The sequence below is a fragment of the Micromonospora sp. NPDC049799 genome (genome assembly GCF_040656655.1).
Classification (GTDB): Bacteria; Actinomycetota; Actinomycetes; order Mycobacteriales; family Micromonosporaceae; genus Micromonospora.
On sequence record NZ_JBFAMU010000495.1, the window covers coordinates 1 to 3,650 of the forward strand.

The 3,650-nt window shown below is 74.5% G+C and carries 4 protein-coding genes; 3 read left to right on the forward strand and 1 reads right to left on the reverse strand.

Annotation, left to right across the window (positions count from 1 at the left end; translation table 11 throughout):
- The 3 genes from AB0I76_RS25130 to AB0I76_RS25140 form a co-directional block, all read left to right on the forward strand.
- On the forward strand, positions 1-1,199 hold a 1,199-nt coding region (locus AB0I76_RS25130), incomplete at its 5' end, for a trypsin-like peptidase domain-containing protein (protein ID WP_357040131.1).
- Between the two features lie 169 nt (positions 1,200-1,368).
- Positions 1,369-2,034 carry a BON domain-containing protein gene (locus tag AB0I76_RS25135; RefSeq protein ID WP_357040134.1) on the forward strand — a complete coding sequence of 222 codons (666 nt, stop codon included), beginning with the start codon at positions 1,369-1,371 and terminating at the stop codon, positions 2,032-2,034.
- A gap of 131 nt (positions 2,035-2,165) precedes the next feature.
- Positions 2,166-3,227, forward strand: a complete 1,062-nt coding sequence (locus tag AB0I76_RS25140; protein ID WP_357040140.1) for a glycosyltransferase family 4 protein — start codon at positions 2,166-2,168, stop codon at positions 3,225-3,227.
- 12 nt (positions 3,228-3,239) lie between these two features.
- Here the strand turns inward: AB0I76_RS25140 and AB0I76_RS25145 are convergent, their stop codons facing one another.
- Complete coding sequence (locus tag AB0I76_RS25145; RefSeq protein ID WP_357040137.1) at positions 3,240-3,500, reverse strand: hypothetical protein; 261 nt, start codon at positions 3,498-3,500, stop codon at positions 3,240-3,242.
- Positions 3,501-3,650 lie beyond the last annotated feature (150 nt).

The following is a 3,650-nucleotide window of genomic DNA, read 5'->3' on the forward strand; positions in this document are numbered from 1 at the left end:
GGTGGCCGGCCGGCCCCTGGTACCCGGGCCCGCAGCCCGGCTGGAGCGGCGGGGGCCAGCCGGGGTACGGCCAGCCGCAGCACCCGGGCCAGCACCACCCCGGCCAGTCGTTGCCCCCGTGGGCCCACCAGGCGCGCCCGCACGACCCGCGGCCGGGCCGGATCGCCAAGTTCGCCGGCGCCGGTGTCGCCGTGCTCGCCCTGATGTTCGGCTCGGGCGTCGCCGGCGGTGCGCTCGCGCTCGCCGTGGACGGTGACTCGGGCATCACCCGCACCTACTCCGCCGCGCCGGTCATCAACAGCGAGGACCTGCCGGGCATCGCCGCGTCGGTGCAGCCCAGCGTGGTCTCGATCGCCACCGACAACGGTGAGGGCTCCGGCGTGATCCTGAGCGCCGACGGCTACGTGCTCACGAACAACCACGTCATCGCATCGGCCGGCGGCGACAGCGTCCGGGTTATCTTCGCCGACGGCAAGACCGCCGAGGCGCGGATCGTCGGCACCGACCCGAAGACCGATCTCGCCGTCGTGAAGGCGTCCGGCGTGGGCGACCTCAAGCCCGCCACGTTCGGCGACAGCGACGCCATGCAGGTCGGCGACCAGGTGCTCGCTCTGGGCAGCCCGCTCGGCCTGCAGGGGTCGGTCACCGCGGGCATCCTCAGCGCCCGGGACCGCACCATCCAGGCCGGCAGCGGCCAGCAGCAGGACCCGCGACAGGGTGCCACCTCGATCGCCGGGCTGCTCCAGACCGACGCGCCGATCAACCCCGGCAACTCCGGCGGCGCACTGGTCAACACCCGGGGCGAGGTCATCGGCATCAACACCGCGATCGCCACCGCCGGGCAGGGCAGCAGCGGCAACATCGGCGTCGGCTTCGCCATCCCGAGCAACAAGGCCAAGGACGTGTCCGGCAAGTTGCAGCGCGGCGAGAAGGTCAGTCACCCGTCGCTCGGCGTCAGCGTCAACGCGGCCGAGGGCGGCGGTGCGCTGGTCGCCGCGGTCGCACCGGGCAGTGCCGCCGAGAAGGCGGGCCTCCAGCGCGGCGACGTGATCATCCGGTTCGGCGACAAGGTCGTCAACGACTCGGACGACCTCGTCGGCGCCGTGCAGGCCGGTGAGGTGGGTGACCGGGTCGAGGTGACCTACAAGCGGAACGGGAACGAATCCACGGCAACCGTGACGCTCGCTGAAGCGTCCTAACCGGTACCCGTACTTTCCTCCTCCCTCCGGCGGCGGGTGGTGGAGCCAAGGGGGTTGGCCCCACCATCCGCCGCTCATCTCCCCACGACGGCGGTTCACCCTCTTCGGGTGAACCGCCGTCACCCGTACCGGCGGCACCCTCGGCACAGCAACCGACGGGAGGGGTGCGATGACCATCGCCGTGGAGACCGACACGCGGATCCAGCGGGACGTGCTGGACGAGCTGGCCTGGGACCCCCGGGTACGGCCGGACGAGATCGGGGTGTCCGTCGTCCACGGCGTGGTGACGCTCACCGGCTGGGTCGACGGGTACGCCCGCAGGTGGGCGGCCGTGGGGTGCGCCCAGCGCGTACGCGGCGTGCGGGCGGTTGCCGACGACATCGAGGTACGCCTGCCCGGCGACTCCGGGCGCACCGACTCGGACATCGCGATCGCGGCCAGCCGGGCCCTGGACTGGGACAGCTTCGTGCCCGCCGAGCGGTTGGACGTCACGGTCGCCAACGGATGGGTCGTGCTCCGGGGGGAGGTCGAGTTCGGCTGGCAGCGCCGGACCGCCGAGAACGAACTGCGCCGGCTGGGCGGCGTACGCGGGGTGACGAACCTGGTGGAGGTCCGACCCGCCGCCCCGGTGGACGGCGAGCAGACCCGCCGGGACGTGCAACGCGCGCTCCTGCGCGGGATCGGCACCGAGCGGGTGACCGTCGAGGTGGACGGCGACACGGTCGTCCTGCGCGGCGTCGTGCGCTCCTGGTGGGAACGCGACCAGGCGGAACGCGTCGCCTGGTCCGGCGAGGGGGTGCGGGCGGTCCGGGACGAGCTTCTCGTGGGCGGCTGAGCCCCGGTCCGGTCGCGTGTAGCGCAGCCGCCACCGGGAACCCGCTGCCGACGACCGTGGACGAAGGGAAGGACCCTGTGGCCGTGCACCTCCCGGACGACCGCTCGGCGGAACGGCCGTTGCGGATCGCGATGGTGGTCCCACCCTGGCTGTCCGTGCCCCCGCCCGGCTACGGCGGGCTGGAGACCGTGGTGGCCGGCCTGGTGGACGCCCTGGTCGCGCGGGGCCACGCGGTCACCCTCTTCGGTGCCGGGCAGGACCACGGCACCGCCGGCGACTTCGTGTCGACCGTGCCCGACCTGCAGTACGGCCGACTCGGCGAGGTACTGCCCGAGCTGGCCCACGTGGCCCGGGTCAACCACCTGATCGACCCGGCCGACTTCGACGTGGTCCACGACCACACCACGGCCGGGCCGCTGGTGGCCGGCCGCCGGGCGGTGCCGACGGTGGCGACGGTGCACGGCAACCCGGTGGGCGAGTACGGCGCCGTGCTCAGCGACACCGACCGCGGGGTCGGGCTGGTCGCGATCTCGCACGCCCAGCGCCGGCTGAACCCGCGGCTGCCCTGGGTCGGCACCGTCCACAACGCGATGGACACCGCGGGCATCCCGCACAAGAACCGCCCGAGCGGGGGGCCCGTGCTGTGGCTGGCCCGCTTCAGCCCGGACAAGGGCCCGGACATCGCCATCCGCGCCTGTCGGGCCGCCGGCCTGCCGATGGTGCTCGCCGGGAAGTGCAACGAGCCGGCCGAGCGGCGCTACTACGAGCAGGTGATCCGGCCGATGCTCGACGAGGACGTCACCGTCGTGCTCGACGCCGACCGGGAGGCCGCCCTGCGCCTGCTGGTCGAGGCCCGCTGCCTGATCATGCCGATCCAGTGGGAGGAGCCGTTCGGCATGGTGATGCTGGAGGCGATGGCGACCGGTACTCCGGTCGTCGCGCTCGGCCGGGGGGCGGTCCCGGAACTGGTCCGTCCCGGCGTGACCGGCCTCATCTGCTCCACACCCGACGAACTGCCGTCGGCGCTGCGCGCGGCCGGCCGCCTCGACCCGGCGGCCTGCGTCGCGCACGTCGCGGAGAACTTCTCCACCGAGCGGACCGCGGCCGGCTACGAGGCCGTGTACCGGCGGTTCACCGCCGGCGCCGCCCACCCCGCCCGCGCACGCGAGCCGGTCCGCGTGGCCCTCCGCTGATCGGGCGCCGGGTCAGAGCCGGGCCTCACCCAGGTCCGCGACGGCGTCGTCCAGGCGGCGGGCGTACGCCTCGCTGATCGCGCCCTCGCCCAGGCGGACCGCCACCTTCTCGCGCAGCCGGGCCACCCGTTGCGCCACGTCACCACGCGCGGCGCGGGCCGCCTCGGTCAGGTTCCGCAGCTCGTTGCGCAGGTCCAGGCCCACGTCGGAGCGGATGCCGCCGTCGTTCAGGCCGGCGCCGATCAGCGCGTCGAGACGGTACGCCGCCGCCACCAGGGTGTCCCCGGTGGAGGGTGCCGAAGGCGGCACGGGGGGCTGGACCGAGGTCGCCGCCGGTTCCGGCGTACCCGGCGGTGGAGCGTCGGTGGACACGCTCGGCGACGCGGCCGCCCCCGTCGCGGGCCCGGTCGGGGGGAGGGCGTC

Coding starts and splice junctions, on each gene's coding strand:
- AB0I76_RS25135 (WP_357040134.1), top strand. CDS start 1,369: ATGACCATCGCCGTGGAGACCGACACGCGGATCCAGCGGGACGTGCTG.
- AB0I76_RS25140 (WP_357040140.1), top strand. CDS start 2,166: ATGGTGGTCCCACCCTGGCTGTCCGTGCCCCCGCCCGGCTACGGCGGG.